This is a genomic window from Pseudomonas taetrolens (assembly GCF_900475285.1).
Lineage (GTDB): Bacteria > Pseudomonadota > Gammaproteobacteria > Pseudomonadales > Pseudomonadaceae > Aquipseudomonas > Aquipseudomonas taetrolens.
The window spans coordinates 2,776,586-2,794,360 of the sequence record NZ_LS483370.1; the positions used below are offsets into that span (position 1 = coordinate 2,776,586).

Genomic DNA, 17,775 nt, shown 5'->3' on the forward strand with positions numbered 1-17,775 from the left:
CTCAGCCAGCACGCTCTCCGGGAGAGGGCTGGCTGAGGGGCAGACGCCAGTCGAACGCTTCACACCCATTCTTTACCGCTCGAAAACGGCTCCCCCTCACTGAATCTTGTAGTGAAAGGTGTTGCGTACCCCCGGCACGCTGACCGGCTGGCCATCCACTACGCGCGGTTGGTAGCGGAAGGTCGCTGCAGCTATCAAGGACGGCCGGATAAAGGCCGGGTGGCAGCTGCCCACCACCTTGGGATTCTCGACTTTTCCCTGCGGTGTCACCGAATACTCAACGGTACAGTCACCTTGTATGCCTTTGTCCAGTGCGCGCTGCGGGTAGTCAGGGGCCTGTTTGCTGATAGGCAAGTATTGACGGGTGTCCAGCGCCGCCGCGGCCTGCTGAGCACGCCGGGCGTTATCAGCGGCAGCACGCGCCTGCAGGGCCGCCGCGTCAGCCTGTGCTTGCTGACGCTGGGCCTCAAGCTGCTCTGCGCGCTGCCGGGCCATTTTCTGTTGTTCGAGCTGTTGCGTTTCTCGCCGTTGTTTTTGCTGCGCAACCCGCTTGCGGGCCAGGGCGGCCTGTTCCAGTTGACGGGCCTGAAGCTGTGGGTCAACGCTGGGCTTTACCACTTCGGGCCTGGCCTCCCTCTCCGACGGCGATGGCACGACGGGTAAAGGATCAGCGGGTGGCGTAACCACCCGGGGCTCGGCGGGCATCATGACCAGCCGAGTCTTCAGCGTCGAAGGTGCAGCCGGATCCGGAGCGTGTTCGACACTCCAGCCCAGCACCAGCAAGGCCACCACCGCGCCGTGCAAAGCCACGGTCAATCCCAGGGCCTGACCGTTGCGCCACAGCGTGGCCCAGCGTAACGGTTGCCCGGGCGGTGAGGAGATGTGCATCAGCGCCGTACTCATTGCGGGGCCTCGGTCACCAGCCCCAGGTTGCTGACTCCCCCTTGCTGCAAGGCCGCCATGGCCTTGACCACGCTGCCATAACCCGCTTCATTGTCGGCGCGAATGTACACTTGGGTATCACTGTTCTGCGCCACCACCTGCGCGATCTTGGCCTGCAGCTCTTCAAGGTTGAGTGCGCTGTCGGTCTGGTTCCGGGTATCCAGCTCACTGCCCAGGTTCCAGTAATACCCACCCTCGGCTTTGACTGACAACGTCAGGATTTGTTGCTGGCTGTCATTGACCAACGCTTCACTGGCGACTTTGGGCAGCTCGATCTTGACCCCTTGAGTCAGCATCGGCGCGGTCACCATGAAGATCACCAACAGCACCAGCATCACGTCGATGTAAGGCACTACGTTCATTTCGGCCTTGGGCCCATGTTTGCGCTGCGGTCGAGCTAGCATGTTCAAACTCCCTGTTAAGCGGCAGCAGCCATGTTCCGCGAGCCGGCATGCAGGTTGCGGTACAGGCGCATCTGGACTTCATTGCCGAGGCTGTAATAGCGGGTCAGCAAGGTCTGGCTGCGGGCCGAAAAACGGTTGTAGGCAATCACTGCCGGAATCGCCGCAAACAGGCCAATGGCCGTAGCGATCAACGCTTCAGCAATGCCCGGGGCCACGGTCGACAGGGTCGCCTGCTGAACCTGGGACAAACCGATGAAAGAGTTCATGATCCCCCAGACAGTGCCGAACAGGCCGATGTAGGGGCTGACCGAACCTACGGTGGCGAGAAACTGCAGGCCCTTTTCCAGACGGATTTCCTGCTCGCTGATGGCGACATACAGTGCCCGCTCCACCCCTTGCATCACACCTTCTGCATCCACACCCGGTTGCTGCTTGAGCTGCGCATACTCGTTGTAGGCCGCAGTAAATACCTGCTCGGCGCCCGCGTCTTCGTTGCCTGCCTCACGGCTATCGCGGTACAGGCTATTCAACTCGCCAGGGGCACGGAAACGCTGGGCGAAGCTCTCAATGTCGCGCTCACTGCGGCGCAGGATGGCGCTGCGGCGCACAATCAAAAACCAGCTGAGCATCGAAGCCATCAGCAAGGTCAGCATTACCGCCTTCACCAGCAAACTCGCGTCGCTGATCAGGCCCCAGATCGTCATGTGTTCCATGGTTGCGTGCATGCTGCGCTCCTGGCTGAAAGCGGCGCCCGCCAAGGGTGGGCGCCGTTAAAGAATTGAAATCGATTCGAGTGACCGCTTGATGACCGGGTCAAGGCAACTGCAATGCCTTGGCGACTTCGGCCCACGGGATGAATTTGTAGTTCTGGCTTTGTTCGGGCATGCGCTTGCGGCCGTCCTGCACCACCAGCATCCCTTGGCTCCAGGGGCCACCGAGGTTGGCCGAAGTCACTTCCAGACCATCGGTTTCCGAAGCACCATCAATCCCGGCCACGGCATTCACCCCCACCCGGAATACCCCGCGCACGGCATAGGGCGGCTCGGCATCCAGCACCACATAGCTGTCATTGCCCTGGCTGGAAATCACCAGGTAGTCGTGCCCTTGCCCCTGATACAGCGCCAGACCCTCAATGTCGTCATGCACCCTGTCCCCCACCTTGATCACACTGCTCAACGTGGCAGGCTGGTCCGGACGGGCATCGACGGCCCACACCGCTACATCCTCTTCACCGAGGAACAGCCGCTGGCGCCGGTCGTCCGCCACGCAGCCTTCAGGTTGAGTCGGCACCTTGAGCTGGCGCACCTGCTCACCTTCAACCCGGCTACCTTTAGCGAACAGGCGATGCTGCACAAAGGTCCCGTCCTGGTCGTTGGCAAAGCTGTAGATATCGCCCGAAGGCGCCTTGAACAGGCACAGGCCGTAGATGTCCTTGAGTGAGGTGGCGATCTCACCCACCTCCCGCACTTCACCACTGGCACGGTCGATGCTGAACACACTCAAGCTGTTGTGATCGCGATGGGTGGCCACCGCCAGATCTACAGTGCGGCCCCCCAATGCAAAGCCCGGGCGCACATCCACATTATTCAAACGTCCCACGGGCAGGTGCTGCACGCGGTGCCCTTGCAGGTCATAGACTTCCAGACCGTTTTTCTTGTTGGTGCCCAGCACCCGGCTCAGCTCCGGTTGCTGGGGGTGCAACCAAATCGCCGGGTCATCGGCAGCATCACCCTGGCTGACAACCGGGTCAGTCTGTACGATGGGCCTGACCACCGGGAGGGCCGCAGGGACGGCAACCGGGGTGACTTTCCAGTCCAGTGCGCCTTCGAACAGCTGGTTGTTGTCACCATCCTGTACCAGCACCTGCAAGCCCTGTGGCGTTTGGCGCAGGGCCAGATGTTCGGGCTCTACCAGGCCTTTCAAGGACAAGCCGGCTACCGGCACCCAGCGTTTGCCCTGCTGCTGATACAGGTGCAGCTGCGCCGCTTCAGGGTCCAGCCCGAGCAACCCGCCCGGCACCAGCGCCATGGCACCTGCGGCTTGCTTGATCTCGCCGAAGGGTTCGATCATCGCCACCGGGACACGTGACGCCTCGGCTTCAGCGTGAGCCGGATACGCCCACCAGCCCACATTTTCTTCGTTGACGAAAAGCTGTTGTGTCGCGTCATCGACCTGGCAGAACTCAGCATTCGGCGGTAACGGCAAACTGCGGACCAGCCGTGGCTCATTCAGGCGCTGGCTGTCTGCGGCCACCAGCCATTGCTCGCCCTTGCCTTCTTCACCGACCGTGAACAGGTAAATAGTGTTCGCCTCATCGCGATACAGGCACACGCCATTGACCGCATAGTCCCGCGCCGGCAGGTAGATGGGCGACTGCCATTCATGGCTCTGCGGATTAACACTGAACAGCGCTACCTGTTGTTTCTTCTCATCGTGACTGGCGACCAGTACCTGATCGCCCAATGCCCGGCTGTCCAGCCCGACAAACGAACCCGTTGCCCGACTTAAGGTTTTGCCCTGTTTGTCGAGCAACAACAGGCCTTCACGCTTGCTGGCGGCCAGGCGCTCATCGGCGGTTCCGGCAGGCAGATAACTCAGGGCCTGAGCCTTGCTGGCGGTCCACGATCGCAGCAGCGGCGGGCTGATCTCTACGGCCGCCTGCACGCTGCCTGCCGTCAGGCACACCAGCAAAGGCAACAACCGGGGTTTGCGCTTAAACAAAAAAGTCATGCGTCGTTCATCCTTCTCGCGCCCTCGCCGGGCGCGCAAGCGTGCTTAAAAGTGGGTAAAGGTCAGACCCAGCGAATAGGTCGGGCCGTACTCTTCGTACTGATTGTTGAAGCGGCTGTTACCGCTGTAGACGAAGTACGGCTGATCGGTGAGGTTCTGTGCATCAAAGGTGACTTGCAGGTTTTTGCTGAGCGAATAGCGGGCGCTGAAGTCGACAAAGGTCTGGGAGTCGACATGCAGGTCATGGGCCTTGTCGTTGATCCCGGCCAACTCGTACAGGTAGTCCGACTTGTAGTTGGCCGACAGGCGCAGGCTCAGCGTGTCGTCCTCCCAGCCGAGCATCAGGTTGCCGACGGTATCGGATTGGTTTGGCAAGTCGATATCACGCTTGCGCGTCCCGCCCGAGGCGGCATCAAACCCTTCGATGCTGGCCTTTGAACGGCTGAACGTGGTGTTGGCGCCCAGGATGACGCCGTTCCACGGTGCTGGTAGCCAGTCGAATTTTTGGGAGTAGGCCAGTTCGAGCCCGTACAGCTTGGCGCTGTCGCCATTGGCGTAGGTGTGCGCTTCAGTGAAGTCCGCCCACACACCGCTGCCGGCCAGATCGTTGTTGTAGACGAAGTTCTTGATGTCTTTGTAGAAGAGGAACGCCGAGACCGTCCCGGCATGCCCCATGAAGTGTTCGATCCCGAGGTCGAAGTTGCTCGACTCCAGTGGTTTGAGGTTCGGGTTGCCGAACTCCGCCACGTCATCATCGATGACAAAGCCCGGCGCCAATTGGCCAAAAGTCGGGCGCACCACAGAGTTGGTCCAGGCGGCGCGTACCTGGGTGTTTTTATCCAATTGGTAACGCGCGTGCAGCCCCGGTAACCAATGATGGTAATCGCGCCGAGTGTCCTGGGCCTCGAACGCACCATCGCGTACGCCGGTGCCCTTGGCTTCAAATTTCGTGCCCTCGTAGCGCATCCCGGCGATAAAGCGCCAGTCGTCTATATCGACCGTGTTCATCACGTAGGCGGCATTGATGTCTTCGTGCAGGGTGAAGTCATTGGCCCGCGACTCTTCTTCATCGTAGTAAGCGCCGGGGTTCAGCCCGCCAATCAGGTCCTTGATCGCGCTGCCGCTAATGCCAGGGCCGAACTGTCCCAGCGAGTAGTGCACATTGCCCTTGTTGAATTGGTCGAGGTTGAGCTGTGCGTCGCTGTAGCCCAGATCAGAAAAGTCTTCGTACACCCAGGCATTGAGGTCGTTGTCTTTTTTGCGACGGCTGACTTTGCCGCCGAATTTGGCCTGTGAGGCATAGCCCTGCACGTCGTAATCACGGGCCAGGTCGAGACGGATGTTCTTCTCGGTGTCCTGGGTGTGCTGCTCTTCCCAGTCCACTTTGTCGAGGGTGAAACGGGTCGGGTCATAAAAACCCGGGCCGATGATCGGACGCGGCTTTTCGGTGTCGTAAAAGCCGCTGTCGGCAAAACTGGAATTACCCTTGAACGTAGCCCCGGCGATATGTCCCGGGCTGTCTTCGCTGGACTTGCTGTAGCCAGCCTGGCCGCTCAGGGTCCACAGCCCCATCATCCGCTCACCGCCGAACACATAGGACTGGATTTCCTGGGTCTCTTCGCGCTGCTTGAGCTTGCGCTTGGCCTTGGCTTTGCCCCGCTCGCCTGCCGCTAGCCCCGGGTCGAATTCAAGGCTGGTGGAGTTGCGGGTTTCGCTGTCTTTATAGCGGCTGTAGAGCGTGCGCAGGTAAAGGCTGGTGTCGTCGTCGGGCTTGTAGTCGAAGTTCAACCCGCCACCGGTCCGCTCACGGGTGATGTCGTATACCCGCTGCTCGAAACTGTTCAGGCGCGCGCCGTCGGTGAAATCCCAGTCACCGCCGGTTTCGACGTTGTCCGAGCCGAAATCACGTTTATTCCAGCTCAAGGCGGCCGCCACACCGAAGTTGTCGATGCCGTCTCCGAGGCTGAAGCGGTCGCTGATGGCACCCGAAACCTTGGGGCTGGTTTGATCGGTGTTCTTGTTGTAACCGGCTTCGGTACTACCGGTATAAAACAGGCCTTCATGGTCAAAAGCCGACAGGCTACGCACGTCCACGGTGCCGCCCAGGGAGTTGGCGTCCATGTCCGGGGTCAGGGTTTTGATCACCGACAATGATTGCACCAGCTCGGATGGCAGCACATCCAGGGCCACGGCCCGGCGGGCACTTTCCGGAGATGGCACCAGCGTGCCGTTGATGGTCACGCTGTTGAGGTCCGGACCCAGGCCTCGCACGCTGACGAAACGCCCCTCACCCTGGTCGCGCTCGATGCTGATGCCCGGCAAACGCTGCACGGCTTCAGCGACGTTGGCATCCAGCAACTGGGCAACACCGTCCGCATGCACCACGCTTTCGACCGAGTCTGAGTTGCGTTGCTGCTTGAGTGCCTGATCAAGGCTGGCGGCCTGGCCTACCACCTCAACGTGCTCAGTGGCGCCAATGGCCACCGGCTCCGCAGCGCTCAGGCGTTCGCTGGCAATCGCCATGGCCAGCGCACTCACGGTAAAGCCGACCCACTGCGCCCTGCTCCGACACTTGTACATGCTTGTTCTCCCCCAGAATCCCGTTTCAGGCCGGGCAAATGGCCCGACAACCTGGAAGCGAAACCTAGGGTCGGTGAATGACAGTGCTGTGACAGTCATTCCCGGAAGCACCGGAACAGAGGTGTTTTCGCGGTAATTACGCGCAAAGTGAGCTGAATTGACCTTAAAACCCCGGCCGTAACCGCTGCCCGTAACAGCGGTCGGGCCGAACGAGGCCGCGCCCGCTGCGCAGCAGTCGTCGTGCCCTGCTTCCCTGTTCAGGATCAACGGCTGGGCGTCGCCTCGCTCCGCTCCTCAATGGCTACGGTCAGGACATGAAATTCCTTCGCGGCTTTAAACATTTACGGTGAGCTGATTCGACCTGCATACCCCGTAACACCCTTGTCACATGGCTCTGCTCTGCTGGGCGGCAATACGTTTTGGTAGAACCGTCATGACCTGGCTCAACGTGCTTAAGCACCATCGCTGGAAACTTGCTCTGCTGATAGTGGCCGCCAATATCGGGCTGTGGCTCAACATCGCCTTTGGTGCCCATAAAGCGCTCACTGAATGGCAATGGCTGGACATGGTCGGCGAAGGCGGTACTGCGCTGTTTATCCTGCTGTGGCTGGCGCTGGTACTTAAAAGCCGTCCAACCGGGCGCGTCACCAACTACCTGGCGCTGGGTCTGTGCTGCCTGTTTTTCTCGTGGTGGATGGACCTGCTCGACGAGTTCATTCGCCTGCCCGAGCACATTCACTGGGATCACTGGCTGGAATCCGGACCGATGCCTGTCGGCATGGTGCTGCTGACCATCGGCCTGTACCACTGGCACCGCGAACAACTGGCAATCAGCCAGCAGATGGAGAAGCGCGAGCGCGTGTTTCGCGAGCATCGGCTGTTCGACAAACTCACGCCGCTGGGCGGTGCCGATTATCTCAAACATCAGGTCAGCGACTGTCTGGCCCATAGCCTTGAGCAGCAACAACCGCTGTCGTTGCTGGCGCTGGATCTTGACCATTTCGCGGCCATCAACCGGCAATACGGGCATGCCGAAGGCGACGCCGTGCTGCAAGCCCTCAGCCAGTTATTGCTGCTCAACCTGCGGCGTCACGATCTGTTGTGCCGATTGGCCGGCGACCGCTTTGTGGTCCTGCTGCCCAACACCGGCGAAAGTCAGGCGCGCCTGCTGGCACTGGAGCTGGAACAAGCGGTGCAGAGCCTGGCGCACAAAACCCGCCAACATGGCGAGCGCGTGCACCTGGCGGCAAGTACAGCGGTGGTCATGGCCATGGATGAAGCGCCCGACGCGCTGCTCAAACGCCTTAATCTGGCCCTGGCACGTGCCAAACCCCTGCGGATCAAGCGCGCATGACGCTTAAAACCACGTGGTACGAAACTGACAGCCGTTTTATCGCCGGGCATTACCAGCCGGCAACGCTGATTGATCTGGCGTTATCGCGAGGTATCGACAGTCATCGACTGCTGCGGGGCACCGGGCTGTTTTACGAAGATATTGTGGCCGGCCACACGCGTCTCAGCCCCCAGCAGTGCTTCAGCCTGATCGGTAATACCCAGCGTTTGCTCGAGGCCGATGACAGCAGCTTTCTGTTCGGCCAGCGCTTGCTGCCAGGACACTACGGCCCGGCCAGCCATGCCCTGCAACAGGCGCAGAACCTGCATCAGGCTCTGGAAACCGTAGTCCACCACCGGGCCTTGCTCAGCCCGTGGCTGACACCGCGCTTGCTGCTGGATGAGAAGTACGCCTACGTATACTGGCTCGACAGTTGCGGCGCACAAGAGCACTTGCGCTTTGTGCTGGAGGCCAGCATGACAGCATTAATGGCCATGAGTCAGTGGCTCAGCGGCGAACGCCTGCCGTGGGAGTGCTGCTTCAGCCATGCAGAACCGCGCTATGTGGAGCAGTACTGGGTGCACCTAGGTGAAAACACCCAATTCGCCAGCCAGCTCGACATGATGCGCATCCCCCGCGAATACCTGACCCGGCCCTGGCCCAATGCCTCGGCGATAGCACGCCAGGTCGCGCTGCAACAGGCCCGGGAGCAGCTGCATAGTCTGGGTTTCAGTGCCAGCCTGCTCGACCGTTTATATGTGTATTTGCGCAACAGCGCGCAACAGGCACCGGGGCTGGAGCAGGCGGCGCAGCACTTTGCGATGAGCCAGGCGACACTCAAGCGCAAACTGAACAAGCACGGCACCCATTTCCAGGCCCAGCAGGATCAGGCGCGCAAACACATGGCGCTGTATCTGTATCAGATCAAGGGCATGAGCAACGAAGCGGTCGCCGAGTACCTCAACTTCAATGACCCGGCCAACTTCAGGCGCGCCCTCAAGCGCTGGACCGGGTGTACACCGAACCTGATTCGCCAGTTCTTGTCGTTGTAACCCTGGGGCATCCCGCCATTACGTAGCAGTGGACGAGTAGAACGAGGCCGCGACTGGCTGCGCAGCAGACGTAAAGCCTCATCACTCAGCGTGTCAGCGGCTACGGGTTTCGAGCGGGACCTTACCCTGCCAACGCCCGCAATTTAGCCAGTTCATCGGCCGCCAGCGGGATACCGTCTTCCAGGGATTTGGCCCGCTGGTTGAATCGACGATCGCCGGGCAGGCGCTCCAGGCCGACGGCGTGCATTTGTCGAACGAGTTCCGCGCTGCGCTGGGCGAAGCTGTTGCCACCGGATTTAGTCGGATCGACCACGATCAGCAATTGCCCGGTCCACGGGGTTTGTGCACCCGGGTGCTTGGACCAGTCGAACTCGAATGAGAAGTTGCCCCCGGTCAGCGCGGCCGCCAGCAGTTCGACCATCATCGACAAGGCCGACCCCTTGTGCCCGCCAAAGGGCAGCAAGGCACCGCCCTCAAGGATGGCTTTCGGATCTTCGGTCGGTGCACCGAGCTTGTCGACGCCCATACCGGCGGGCAACGAATGCCCCTTGCGGGCAGCAATTTGTACATCGCCGTGGGCAATGGCGCTGGTGGCCAGGTCGAATACGATCGGGTGGCCGTCCGCACACGGCGCAGCAAAGGCGATCGGGTTGGTACCGAACAAGGGTTTTTGTGCACCGTGGGGCACCACGCAGGTCATGCTGTTGACCACGCTCAAGGCCACCAGGCCTTCCTCCGCAAACGGCTCAACATCGGGCCACAACGCGGCAAAATGGTGCGAGTTACGAATCGCCAGTACGGCAATCCCGGCACTCCGGGCCTTTTCGATCAGCAACTGGCGGGCCGCGGCCAACGCCGGTTGCGCAAAGCCATTGGCCGCATCGACACGAATAAAGCCCGACGCCACGTCTTCAACCACAGGCGTCGCCTGACCGTCGACCCAATGGCTGGCCAACGACGATAGATACCCCGCAATACGAAACACCCCGTGACTGTAAGAACCATCGCGCTGGGCCCGGGCGCAGTTGTCAGCCAGTACTTGAGCAACAGCCGCTGAAGTACCGTGACGTTCGAAAATGCGTTGCAGCAAGGCAGTCAGTTCGCTGAGGGACAACGACTCTACGGGCTGAGTGGCAGGGGTCTGAGACATGCGGGCGCTCCAATCTAGTTGTTATTGTCGATGTGCAATGGTGGGGCCAACTATCCTGCGATGACAGTTATCTGTCAATTGTTGACTTAATGACAGAAAACATTCACTTTCTGTCCCGCGCTGAAAATAAAAACAGGAAATACAGTTGTGAGCCAGCCCATCAAGCAACGCCTCGAGAGCAGTCTGTCAACCGCCGCCCCTTCGGGCCGGGCGATTGCCAGCTACATGCTGGCCAATCTCTACGAACTGCCCTTTCAGACCGCCGCCGACATCGCCAGCAAGCTGGGGGTCAGCGAATCCAGCGTCGGGCGTTTTTGTCGCGCATTGGGCTACAGCCATTTCAAGGACCTGAAAAACGACCTCAAGGAAGACCTGGGTGATGGCCCGTGGCTGGTCGGTGATCGCCTGCAGGAATTTCGCCAGCAGTCGAGCCAGAGCCCGCAAGGCCTGCCGCGCAGTTTTGAGCTGGAAGTCGGGGCGCTGGTCAAGGTCTATGAATACAGCCTGACCCCTGAATGGCAAACGGTCAGCCAGCGTCTGGCCACCCGGCGCAAGGTGTTTGTGGCCGGCTTTCAAACCGAGCGCGGGATCGCCGCCTCAATGGTGCATTTACTGCAATACCTGCGCGACGGCGTGCACTTGGTCGATGGCTCGGCCGGGCATTACGCCGACGTACTGCTGTGCCCGGCAGAAGACTGCGCGCTGGTGGTGTTCGAAGCGCGGCGCTATTCACGCCATGCTCAGCACTTATGCCGCAAGGCGCGCGAAGCCGGGATCCCGGTCACGCTGATTACCGATACGTTTTGCGACTGGGCAGACTCGGTCGCCGATGAAGTCTTCCGAGTGCCCACCGAATTCAATCTGTTCTGGGAATCCACGGCAGCCATGCTGTCGCTGGTGCATCTGCTGATCAACGAAGTGTCAAACAACTGGGACCGGACGTGGAAAAACGTCTTGAGGCAACCGCGGCCTTACACAATGAGTTCGTGGGCTACACATCCTCACCCGGATCAAAACAATAAAACGAGGTGCCAGATGAAAAACGTCATTCGCTTTGCCAGTGCCTGTGCCATGGTTGTTGCCGTCGCGTCCAATGCGCACGCAGACACGCTGACAATCGCCACGGAAGGCGCTTACCCTCCGTTCAACACCATTAACTCAGACGGTACGGTGTCCGGATTTGACGTGGATATCACCAAGGCCTTGTGCGAACGCATGAATGCCCAGTGCACGATCGTGGCGCAGGATTGGGACGGCATCATTCCCGGGCTGATGGCGAAAAAGTACGACGCTATCGTGGCCTCGATGATTGTGACCGATGAGCGCAAAAAGAAAATCGCGTTTACCAATCATTACTACCGCACACCGCTGTCAATCGCCGTGCCCAAGGATTCGGACATCACCGATGCCCAGACCAACTTCAAGGGCCGAACCATCGGCGCCCAGGGCGCAGCCACCCAAGGCATCTACGCCGAAGATCACTACGAAAAGGCCGGCGCCAAGTTAAACCTCTACCCGACACTGGACGAAGCCAACAGCGAGTTGAAATCAGGTCGGGTCGATGCAGTGATTGCCGACAAGTTTCCGTTGCTGGAGTGGATCAACAAGTCCAGCGATGACTGCTGCAAGATCATCGGAGATGTCGACGGCACCATGGCGGACGCCTCGATTGCCGTGCGCCAGGAAGACAACGCGCTGCGCGAACGCTTTAACAAGGCGCTCGACGAAATCGTCGCCGATGGCACCTATAAAAAGATCTCCAGCCAGTACTTTGACTTCGATATTTATTAAGTCGCCCGCCCTCGGCCAAGGCTGAGGGCCTCCCTGCCCAATTACCTTGCCCTGCGTACACGCCGTACGCAGCGGTTGAATGTCGGCCCAATTCTGCCCGGGGATTCGAGCATGCTCGATCAACTCTCACTTCTCTCTTTCGCCAGTGGTGGCTGGGGTTCGGCGCTGCTCGCCGGGGCCTTGGTGACCATTGCCCTGGCGCTAAGCTGCCTGCCCATCGGTTTGCCCCTGGGGCTGCTGGTGGCCGTGGCGGCACGCTCGAAAAACCGCTGGGCGCGCGCCTGGGCCACCACGTTTTCCACGGTGTTTCGCGGCTTGCCCGAATTGCTCACACTGCTGATTATTTACTACGGCTGCCAGATTGCTGCGCAAAAAGTCCTGGCCCTGATGGGCTACGACGTGCAGGTCACGATCAATACCTTTGTGGCCGCCATGGTTGCGTTCAGCCTGGTATTCGCCGCATTTTCCAGCGAAATCTGGCTGGGGGCGTTCAAAACCATTCCCAAGGGCCAGTTCGAAGCGGCGTCTGCACTGGGTCTGTCCCGATTCACCACATTCCGCAAGGTGGTGCTGCCACAGCTGGCACGCATCGCTCTGCCCGGCCTGTCTAACAACTGGCTTTCGCTGCTCAAGGACACCTCTCTGGTGTCGACCATCTCGCTGGTGGACCTGATGCGCCAGACCAATCTGGCGGTCAGCGTGACCAAAGAACCGATGCTGTTCTACAGCGTCGCCTGCCTGGGCTATCTGTTTTTCTCGGCTATTTCCGGGCGGCTGTTCAGCTTCCTTGAACGCTACTTCAGCCGCCACCAACGGAGCGTGCGCCCATGAGCCTGACTGACCTGCAAAACATGTTTCTCAGCCCTGACCTGCTGGAACGCTATGGCCCGCGCTTTATCGACGGGCTGTTGGTGACCGGCAAGCTGGTGGCGATTTCGTTCACCCTGGGCGCATTGCTCGGCTTGCTGATTGCCCTCGGGCGCTTGTCCAGCAACCGTTTTTTGCGCAGCTTCACCGGCGCCTACGTCTACTTCTTCCGCGGCTCGCCGCTGCTGGCGCAATTGTTCCTGCTGTATTACGGCCTGGGCTCGTTCAAAGGCTTTTGGCAAGACGTCGGCTTGTGGTGGTTTTTCCGCGATGCCTGGTTCTGCACCCTGCTCGCCTTCACCTTGAACACCGCGGCTTATCAAGCCGAAATTCTGCGCGGCAGCATCCTGTCGGTGGCCCAGGGCCAACGCGAAGCCTGCAAGGCGCTGAACCTGTCGCGCTGGACCACATTCCGCAAAATCATCCTGCCGCAATCACTGCTGGTGGCCATCGGCCCGTTGGGCAATGAATTGATCCTGATGATCAAGGCCAGCGCCATCGCCTCGCTGGTGACCATCTACGATTTGATGGGCGTCACCAAAATGGCCTTTTCCCGCAGCTTCGACTTCCAGGTCTACCTGTGGGCCGCCGTGCTGTACCTGTTAATCGTGGAAGTGGTGCGCCGCAGCCTGAAGCTGATCGAAGGCCGCCTCGGACGTCACGTGCAGTAAGCCCATTATTCGGGCTGCAAACACGGCCCTCTGCGTTAAGGATTTGTTTATGCATTGCGACACTATCGTTCTGGGGGCCGGCATCGTCGGCGTCAGTACCGCGCTGCAACTCCAGGCCCGAGGCCGCAACGTGGTGCTGATCGACCGCGCCCAACCCGGTACAGGAACCAGCCATGGCAACGCCGGGCTGATCGAGCGCGCCAGTGTTATTCCCTACTCGTTCCCCCGGGAAATCGCCCGGCTGCTGCGCTATGGCCTCAATCAACAATCCGATGTGCGCTACAGCCTCAAGCACCTGCCCAAGGCCGGCCGGTGGCTGATGCACTACTGGCGCGAGTCCGGCCCCTCAGGGCTGGCCAAAGCCACGCAAGCGATGCTGCCCCTGATTGAAAAGTGCGTCAGCGAACATGACCTGCTGTCCGAGCCAGCCGGCATGGGCGGCCTGATTCAAGACAGCGGCTGGATCGAGGTGTACCGCACCCTGGCCGACTTCGACAAAGCCCAGCGCGATGCCGCCGCCCTGGCTGAGTACAAGCTCAACTACCGGGTGCTGGATCAGCAGCAAGTCCACGCACTGGAGCCGGGCCTGCACTCCGATGTCATCGGCGGCATTCACTGGCTCGACCCCAAGACCGTCAGCGATCCCGGCGGCCTGACCCGCGGCTACGCCGAACTGTTTATCAAGCGTGGCGGCCACTTCGTGATCGGTGATGCCACTCGCCTGCGCTCAACGGCCGGCCAGTGGCAGGTCGAAAGCCAGAAAGGCCTGATCGTGGCCAATGAAGCGGTGATCGCACTCGGCCCACAGGCCCGTGAGATTTTCGAGCCGTTGGGGTACCCGATTCCCCTGGCAATCAAGCGCGGCTACCACATGCATTACGCCGCACGGGATGGCCAGACCATGCAGCATCCTATTCTCGACTCGGTGGGCGGCTACGTCCTGGCCCCGATGGTGGGCGGCATTCGCCTGACCACCGGTATCGAATTTGCTGACAGCGATGACCCGATCAACGAAATCCAGCTGCGTCGCTGCGAAGCCCATGCCCAACGCCTGTACCCCCTGGGCAAACGCGTGGATGCCGAACCGTGGCTCGGTCGTCGTCCTTGCCTGCCGGACATGTGCCCGGTGATCGGCCCGGCCAGTCGCCACAAGGGCTTGTGGTTCAACTTTGGCCACGCTCATCACGGCCTGACGCTGGGTCCGGTCAGCGGGCGCCTGCTGGCCGAGATGATGACCGGCGAAACACCTTTCACCGACCCGACTCCCTACAGCGCCGAGCGCTTTAACTGATCATTGGAGACACACTATGCACGCTCAAACTGCCCAGGTTCACAGCCATGTGTCGCCAGTCACTGACACTCGCAAGGTGGTGGTGGATATCGCCGGTCTGAACAAGTACTACAGCGCTTTTCACGTTCTAAAGGGCATCGACCTCAAAGTACGCGAAGGTGAACGCATCGTTCTGTGCGGGCCGTCCGGCTCAGGCAAGTCGACCCTGATCCGCTGTATCAATCGCCTGGAAATTGCCGAAAAAGGCAGCATCCTGATCAACAACACCGACCTGTCGCAGACCACCCGCGAAGCGGCCAAGGTGCGCAGCGAAATCGGCATGGTGTTTCAGCATTTCAACCTGTTCCCCCACATGAGCGTGCTCGACAACTGCATTCTGGCGCCGATGTCGGTACGGGGTTTGTCGCGTAAAAAGGCCATCGAGCTGGCGCAGCACTTCTTGAACAAGGTCGGCATCGCCAGCCAGGCCGACAAATACCCGAGCCAGCTCTCCGGCGGCCAGCAGCAGCGCGTGGCCATTGCCCGGGCCTTGTGCATGGAGCCGAAAATCATGCTGTTCGATGAGCCCACTTCGGCGCTTGACCCGGAAATGGTCAGCGAAGTGCTGGACGTGATGGTCAACCTGGCAGGCAGCGGCATGACCATGCTCTGCGTCACCCACGAAATGGGTTTTGCCCGACAAGTGGCGGAGCGCGTGCTGTTTCTGGATGGCGGCATGATCATCGAAGACTCACCGCCGAACGACTTCTTCAATGCGCCGAAAAGCCCGCGGGCCAAGGCATTCCTTGCGCAGATCGTGCATTGAGAACCCGGTAGGCGCGTACCTGCTCGCGCCTACCGTTCAACAGGGCTGTTACAGCTGCGCCGCCAGACGCGAGCCCTGATTGATCGCGCGCTTGGCGTCCAGTTCGGCCGCAACGTCAGCGCCGCCAATCAAGTGCACGTTCTGACCCGCTGCCAGCAGCCCGTCCTGCAACTCGCGCAACGGATCCTGCCCGGCGCAGATCACGATGTTGTCCACCGCCAGCAGCTGCGGCTCGCCCTCGCCCACCCGGATGTGCAACCCGGCGTCATCAATGCTCAGGTATTCCACACCGCTGAGCATCTGCACGCGCTTGTTCTTCAGCCCCGCACGGTGAATCCAGCCCGTGGTTTTGCCCAGCCCATTACCGACCTTTGATGCCTTGCGTTGCAGCAGGTAAACCTGACGTGCCGGGGCCGGCACCTGCGGCGTGATTCCGGCAACACCACCACGGGCCTCCAACTGCGTATCAATGCCCCACTCACGCCAGAAAGCGTCGCGGTCCTGACTGGACGCTTCGCCCTGATGCACCAGGAACTCGGACACATCAAACCCGATCCCGCCGGCGCCAATGACTGCCACCTTGGTGCCCACCGGCTTGCGCTGGAGAATCACGTCCATGTAGCTCAACACTTTGGGATGCTCGACACCCGGGATCGCCGGAGTACGCGGGGCAATCCCGGTGGCCAGAATGATTTCGTCAAACTGGCCGGCTACCAGTTGCGCTACGTCCACGCGGGTGTTCAGGCACAGCTCGACCCCGGTGGTTTGCAGCTTGCGCTTGAAGTAACGCAGGGTTTCAAAGAACTCCTCCTTGCCCGGCACGCGCTTGGCGACATTGAACTGGCCACCGATCTCGCTCGCAGCGTCAAACAGCATCACCTGATGCCCGCGCTCGGCCGCCACGGTTGCAGCAGCAAGCCCCGCAGGGCCGGCACCGACCACGGCGATTTTCTTCACGGCAATGGTCGGCAGGTAGTTGAGTTCGGTTTCGTGGCAAGCCCGCGGGTTGACCAGGCAACTGGTGAGCTTGCCGCTGAAGGTGTGATCCAGACACGCCTGGTTGCAACCGATACAGGTGTTGATCTCGTCACTGCGGCCGGCGGCCGCCTTGTTGACGAAATCCGGGTCGGCCAGGAACGGACGCGCCATCGACACCATGTCAGCATCGCCCTCGGCCAGAATCTGTTCAGCGATGTCCGGTGTATTGATACGGTTGGTGGTGATCAACGGCACGTTGACCGAGCCCCGCAGCTTGGCCGTGACCTTGCTGAACGCACCGCGTGGAACCTTGGTGGCGATGGTCGGGATACGCGCTTCATGCCAGCCGATACCGGTGTTGATCAGGGTTGCTCCGGCCTGTTCGACAGCCTTGGCCAACTGGACGATCTCTTCCCAGACACTGCCCTGCGCCACCAGATCGAGCATCGACAGGCGATAGATAATGATGAAGTCCGTACCAACGGCTTCGCGCACACGGCGCACGATCTCGATCGGCAGGCGCATGCGGTTTTCGTAACTGCCGCCCCAGCGGTCTGTGCGCTGGTTAGTGTGCGCGGCGAGGAACTGGTTAATCAGATACCCTTCCGAGCCCATGATCTCGACACCGTCGTACCCGGCGCTCTGGGCCAGTTTGGCGCAGGTCACAAAGTCGCTGATCTGCTTCTCGATGCCGTCTTCATCCAGCGCTGTTGGCGTAAACGGGTTGATCGGCGCCTGAATCGCGCTCGGCGCCACTTGCCGCGGGCTGTAGGCATAACGCCCGGCATGCAGGATCTGCAGGCAGATCTTGCCACCGGCCTCATGCACCGCCCGGGTCACGACCACATGTTTTTCGGCCTCTTCGGCGGTGCTGAGCTTGGCGGCTCCGCTGTAGACTCCGCCTTCGTCGTTGGGCGCAATGCCGCCGGTCACCATCAAGCCCACACCGCCCCGGGCGCGCTCGGCGAAGTAGGCGGCCATGCGTTCAAAGCCACCGGGCTGCTCTTCCAGGCCCGTGTGCATCGAGCCCATGAGGCTGCGGTTGCGCAAGGTGGTAAAACCCAGGTCCAGCGGGGCCATTAAATTCGGGTAGTGAGAGGTGGTCATCGGGGAGCTCCACAACAGTCTGAATCACGGAACGCGGGATGCTCTGCGGCTCCCGTCGTTGGATGTCAGGCACA

The 17,775-nt window shown here is 60.7% G+C and carries 14 protein-coding genes and 1 pseudogene; 8 read left to right on the top strand and 7 right to left on the bottom strand.

Annotation, left to right across the window (positions count from 1 at the left end; genetic code table 11):
• Positions 1 to 96 precede the first annotated feature (96 nt).
• From DQN55_RS12650 to DQN55_RS12670, 5 genes are all read right to left on the bottom strand, one after another.
• A complete protein-coding gene (locus DQN55_RS12650; RefSeq protein ID WP_048382145.1) occupies positions 97 to 903 on the bottom strand; it encodes a TonB family protein in 807 nt (268 codons plus the stop codon).
• Positions 900 to 1,346 carry a protein TolR gene (gene tolR, locus DQN55_RS12655; protein ID WP_048382144.1) on the bottom strand — a complete coding sequence of 149 codons (447 nt, stop codon included), beginning with the start codon at positions 1,344 to 1,346 and terminating at the stop codon, positions 900 to 902. The genes DQN55_RS12650 and tolR overlap by 4 nt, the downstream gene beginning before the upstream one ends.
• Positions 1,347 to 1,360: 14 nt before the next feature.
• Positions 1,361 to 2,071 carry a protein TolQ gene (gene tolQ, locus DQN55_RS12660; RefSeq protein ID WP_048382143.1) on the bottom strand — a complete coding sequence of 237 codons (711 nt, stop codon included), beginning with the start codon at positions 2,069 to 2,071 and terminating at the stop codon, positions 1,361 to 1,363.
• 88 nt (positions 2,072 to 2,159) lie between these two features.
• Complete coding sequence (locus tag DQN55_RS12665) at positions 2,160 to 4,076, bottom strand: phytase (protein ID WP_048382142.1); 1,917 nt, start codon at positions 4,074 to 4,076, stop codon at positions 2,160 to 2,162.
• 45 nt (positions 4,077 to 4,121) lie between these two features.
• The gene (locus DQN55_RS12670; protein ID WP_048382141.1) at positions 4,122 to 6,656 is read right to left on the bottom strand and encodes a TonB-dependent receptor; all 2,535 of its coding nucleotides are present in this window, start codon (positions 6,654 to 6,656) and stop codon (positions 4,122 to 4,124) included.
• Positions 6,657 to 7,089: 433 nt separating this feature from the next.
• Here DQN55_RS12670 and DQN55_RS12675 point away from each other — a divergent pair, with 433 nt between their 5' ends.
• Both DQN55_RS12675 and DQN55_RS12680 read left to right on the top strand, forming a co-directional pair.
• Entirely contained in the window at positions 7,090 to 8,010 is a 921-nt protein-coding gene (locus DQN55_RS12675; protein ID WP_048382140.1) for a GGDEF domain-containing protein, read from the top strand.
• Positions 8,007 to 9,041, top strand: a complete 1,035-nt coding sequence (locus DQN55_RS12680; protein WP_048382139.1) for an AraC family transcriptional regulator — start codon at positions 8,007 to 8,009, stop codon at positions 9,039 to 9,041. Before DQN55_RS12675 ends, DQN55_RS12680 begins: the two co-directional genes overlap by 4 nt.
• Before the next feature lie 121 nt (positions 9,042 to 9,162).
• Here DQN55_RS12680 and DQN55_RS12685 read toward each other — a convergent pair whose 3' ends face one another.
• Positions 9,163 to 10,191, bottom strand: coding sequence for an Ldh family oxidoreductase (locus DQN55_RS12685; RefSeq protein WP_048382138.1), 1,029 nt, complete (start codon positions 10,189 to 10,191; stop codon positions 9,163 to 9,165).
• Between the two features lie 147 nt (positions 10,192 to 10,338).
• Between DQN55_RS12685 and DQN55_RS12690 the strand changes: the two are divergent.
• The 6 genes and pseudogenes from DQN55_RS12690 to DQN55_RS12715 all read left to right on the top strand — a co-directional run bounded on the left by DQN55_RS12690 (position 10,339) and on the right by DQN55_RS12715 (position 15,616).
• Positions 10,339 to 11,213: pseudogene (locus DQN55_RS12690) on the top strand (MurR/RpiR family transcriptional regulator).
• Between the two features lie 13 nt (positions 11,214 to 11,226).
• Positions 11,227 to 11,982, top strand: coding sequence for a transporter substrate-binding domain-containing protein (locus tag DQN55_RS12695; RefSeq protein WP_048382137.1), 756 nt, complete (start codon positions 11,227 to 11,229; stop codon positions 11,980 to 11,982).
• 111 nt (positions 11,983 to 12,093) lie between these two features.
• Positions 12,094 to 12,813, top strand: a complete 720-nt coding sequence (locus DQN55_RS12700; protein WP_048382136.1) for an ABC transporter permease — start codon at positions 12,094 to 12,096, stop codon at positions 12,811 to 12,813.
• Complete coding sequence (locus DQN55_RS12705; protein ID WP_048382135.1) at positions 12,810 to 13,520, top strand: ABC transporter permease; 711 nt, start codon at positions 12,810 to 12,812, stop codon at positions 13,518 to 13,520. Before DQN55_RS12700 ends, DQN55_RS12705 begins: the two co-directional genes overlap by 4 nt.
• A gap of 49 nt (positions 13,521 to 13,569) precedes the next feature.
• A complete protein-coding gene (locus DQN55_RS12710) occupies positions 13,570 to 14,811 on the top strand; it encodes an FAD-dependent oxidoreductase (protein WP_048382134.1) in 1,242 nt (413 codons plus the stop codon).
• Between the two features lie 79 nt (positions 14,812 to 14,890).
• Positions 14,891 to 15,616, top strand: coding sequence for an amino acid ABC transporter ATP-binding protein (locus DQN55_RS12715; protein WP_082150755.1), 726 nt, complete (start codon positions 14,891 to 14,893; stop codon positions 15,614 to 15,616).
• A gap of 48 nt (positions 15,617 to 15,664) precedes the next feature.
• On the opposite strand, the gene DQN55_RS12720 is transcribed toward DQN55_RS12715, so the two are convergent.
• Positions 15,665 to 17,701 (bottom strand): NADPH-dependent 2,4-dienoyl-CoA reductase, encoded by a 2,037-nt coding sequence (locus DQN55_RS12720; RefSeq protein ID WP_048382132.1) that lies wholly within the window; start codon positions 17,699 to 17,701, stop codon positions 15,665 to 15,667.
• Positions 17,702 to 17,775: the final 74 nt, after the last annotated feature.

Bases quoted from the DNA above. Each gene is read 5' to 3' on its own strand.
- DQN55_RS12650 (WP_048382145.1), bottom strand. From the start codon at position 903: ATGAGTACGGCGCTGATGCACATCTCCTCACCGCCCGGGCAACCGTTA.
- tolR (WP_048382144.1), bottom strand. From the start codon at position 1,346: ATGCTAGCTCGACCGCAGCGCAAACATGGGCCCAAGGCCGAAATGAAC.
- tolQ (WP_048382143.1), bottom strand. From the start codon at position 2,071: ATGCACGCAACCATGGAACACATGACGATCTGGGGCCTGATCAGCGAC.
- DQN55_RS12665 (WP_048382142.1), bottom strand. From the start codon at position 4,076: ATGACTTTTTTGTTTAAGCGCAAACCCCGGTTGTTGCCTTTGCTGGTG.
- DQN55_RS12670 (WP_048382141.1), bottom strand. From the start codon at position 6,656: ATGTACAAGTGTCGGAGCAGGGCGCAGTGGGTCGGCTTTACCGTGAGT.
- DQN55_RS12675 (WP_048382140.1), top strand. From the start codon at position 7,090: ATGACCTGGCTCAACGTGCTTAAGCACCATCGCTGGAAACTTGCTCTG.
- DQN55_RS12680 (WP_048382139.1), top strand. From the start codon at position 8,007: ATGACGCTTAAAACCACGTGGTACGAAACTGACAGCCGTTTTATCGCC.
- DQN55_RS12685 (WP_048382138.1), bottom strand. From the start codon at position 10,191: ATGTCTCAGACCCCTGCCACTCAGCCCGTAGAGTCGTTGTCCCTCAGC.
- DQN55_RS12695 (WP_048382137.1), top strand. From the start codon at position 11,227: ATGAAAAACGTCATTCGCTTTGCCAGTGCCTGTGCCATGGTTGTTGCC.
- DQN55_RS12700 (WP_048382136.1), top strand. From the start codon at position 12,094: ATGCTCGATCAACTCTCACTTCTCTCTTTCGCCAGTGGTGGCTGGGGT.
- DQN55_RS12705 (WP_048382135.1), top strand. From the start codon at position 12,810: ATGAGCCTGACTGACCTGCAAAACATGTTTCTCAGCCCTGACCTGCTG.
- DQN55_RS12710 (WP_048382134.1), top strand. From the start codon at position 13,570: ATGCATTGCGACACTATCGTTCTGGGGGCCGGCATCGTCGGCGTCAGT.
- DQN55_RS12720 (WP_048382132.1), bottom strand. From the start codon at position 17,701: ATGACCACCTCTCACTACCCGAATTTAATGGCCCCGCTGGACCTGGGT.